This window comes from Streptomyces sp. MK37H (assembly GCF_018035285.1).
Lineage (GTDB): Bacteria > Actinomycetota > Actinomycetes > Streptomycetales > Streptomycetaceae > Streptomyces > Streptomyces endocoffeicus.
Genome location: NZ_JAAAYH010000808.1, coordinates 1 through 1,690 on the forward strand (window position 1 = coordinate 1; position 1,690 = coordinate 1,690).

Consider the following 1,690-nt stretch of genomic DNA (forward strand, 5'->3'; position numbering starts at 1 on the left):
CAGGCAAAGTTGAGCGGGCCGGCCGGGCCGGGGCGAACGAGCCGACCAGGCCGGGGTTGAGCGGGCCGACCGGCCGGTACGACGAGGAGTGACGCGCGATGAAGGACCGCCGCAAGGTCAGGGCCGGTTTCGCCGTGGCGGCGGCGCTGTGCGCGATGGCCGCGGCACCGGGCACGTCCCTCGCTGACGGCGCCGCCGGGGCCCGGGCGTACGAGACCCGCGGCACCCGGATATCCGGCTCCGACGGTGACGCGGGCGCCCCTTCCCTGGCGGCCGGCCGCACCTATGTCGACAGCGTCGGGCCGGGCGAGAAGCGGTACTACGGCGTGACGCTCGACACGAAGTCAGCCGCCTATGTCTCGGCGGTCGCGGCACCCCGGCCGGGCGCGGAGGTGACCTCGTACCGCGATGGCGTGAAGGTGACCCTGGAGAGCCCCGACGGGGGGATCTGCGGCACCGCCTCCCCGAAGATCGAGACGAGCGGCGTGGCCTATCCCCTGGCCGACTACGCCTCCCGCCAGATCGACTCCGGCCCGGCCTCCTGCCACCAGGCGGGGCGCTACGTGGTGACGGTGGAGCGCGAGGGCGGGTCACCGGACCCGGAGCGCTGGCCCGTGGAGCTCCGGCTGATGGTGGAGCCACCGGTGAAGGGCGGGGCCACGGGGGCGGCCCCGGAGGGGAGTTCGAGCTCGCCGTCGCCCGAGCCGCTGGACGGCACTCCCTTGCCCAGGCGTGGCGGGCGCGGCTTCACCGACGCGCCGACCCTGGGGACCGGGGTGTGGAGGGACGAGATCACGCCGGGGGAGACGCACTTCTACCGGGTGCCCGTGGACTGGGGGCAGCGCCTCTCCGCCGTCGCCGAACTGTCCGCCGACGGCAAGGACCAGAGCACCCGTCTGCTCGACCGCGCCCTGGCGCTGCACGCCTACAACCCGGCGCGCGGGCTCGCGAAGCGCGGTACCCCCGCCGCTCAGGACGGCGAGTCGCCCCGCACCCAGGTGGCCACCGCGCCGGTGGCCTACGGAAACCGGTATGCCAACACCGGTTCCACGGTCCGTGCGATGAGCTTCAGCGGTGGGTACTTCCTGGCGGTCACCCTCAACCCGCCGCAGGTGGCCCCGCATCTGAACAGCCCGGTGCCGGTCGTCCTGCGGGTACGGGTCGCGGGCGACGCGCGCGGCGGGCCCAGCTACGACAAGGACCCGGTCAAGGCGGGGTTCGGCCTCACGGCGGCCGACCGGCGGGCGGCCAAGCGGCATCCGGCCGCGGCGGACGGCGACCGGATGGGGAGTTCCGGCTCGGGCGCCGCCGACTCGAAGGACGCGCTGCGGGTGGTGGGGTACGCGGGGATCGGCACCGGGACGGCGCTGGTGCTCGGGCTCGGGGCGTGGACGCTCACCGCCCGGCGGCGGGCCTAGGCACAGCAGCGGTACGGGCCGCCGCCTGCTTGGTAGTTGGGGACCGCTTCGTGGTTGTGGCCTGGGGCGGGGTCAGCCCGCTGCCACCAGGGCCCATGCGCCGATGGCGAAGCACAGCGCCGCCACGATCAGGATCGAGAGCGTCGCCCTCCGGGACGGTCCGGGGCGCCGCCGCGCCGCCGGGGGAACCCGCGGCCGCTCCGCGGTGTATGGACGAGTAGAAGGAAAGTCACGCGGGGGCGGCGTCGGGGTCGGAGTCGGCGTGGGTGTCG

1 protein-coding gene is annotated in these 1,690 nt (G+C 75.2%); it reads left to right on the forward strand.

Features of this window, described 5'->3' with window-relative positions; translation table 11 throughout:
• Positions 1 to 98 precede the first annotated feature (98 nt).
• On the forward strand, positions 99 to 1,418 hold the full coding sequence (locus tag GWI24_RS44090) for a hypothetical protein (RefSeq protein ID WP_210951618.1): 1,320 nt from the start codon (positions 99 to 101) through the stop codon (positions 1,416 to 1,418).
• Positions 1,419 to 1,690 lie beyond the last annotated feature (272 nt).